Source organism: Sodalis-like endosymbiont of Proechinophthirus fluctus, assembly GCF_001602625.1.
Lineage (GTDB): Bacteria > Pseudomonadota > Gammaproteobacteria > Enterobacterales > Enterobacteriaceae.
This window is the reverse complement of the sequence record NZ_LECR01000039.1, coordinates 58,708-59,065: the sequence shown is the minus strand read 5'-3', so window position 1 is coordinate 59,065 and position 358 is coordinate 58,708. Positions and strand designations below refer to the sequence as shown.

Below are 358 nucleotides of genomic sequence, written 5' to 3'. Positions count from 1 at the left end.
TACTGCCGTAGAGATCTCGTGCGCTTCCCGCGGCCTGTTTAGCCGTCTGGTCGCCTACTTCAAATCCTTAATCGGCACGCCGGCGCAACAGACAGAAGGCAACACCGCGGAAGCAGTAGCCGTCGAGACGGCGCCCAAGGCGGAAACGACGCTCCCTCAGGAGCGTCAAGATCACCGCGGTCAACGCTGTCAACAGAATGGCTACTGTGAGCGCAACAGCGAGCTAACCCGCGAAGATCAGGAAAACCGTCAGCCTCTCAAACGTCGCGAAGGTCGTGATGATGCGCGCCGCAAGCGTCCTCAGGCCGTCACTGAGACGGAGTCCACAGGAGATATTATTGGCGAGACCCAAAAGGAA

Annotated in this window: 1 protein-coding gene; it reads left to right on the top strand. The window is 58.9% G+C overall.

Annotation, left to right across the window (positions count from 1 at the left end):
* Positions 1 to 358, top strand: a 358-nt coding sequence (locus BG74_RS16625) for a hypothetical protein (RefSeq protein ID WP_244267274.1), incomplete at both ends; no start/stop codon positions are given.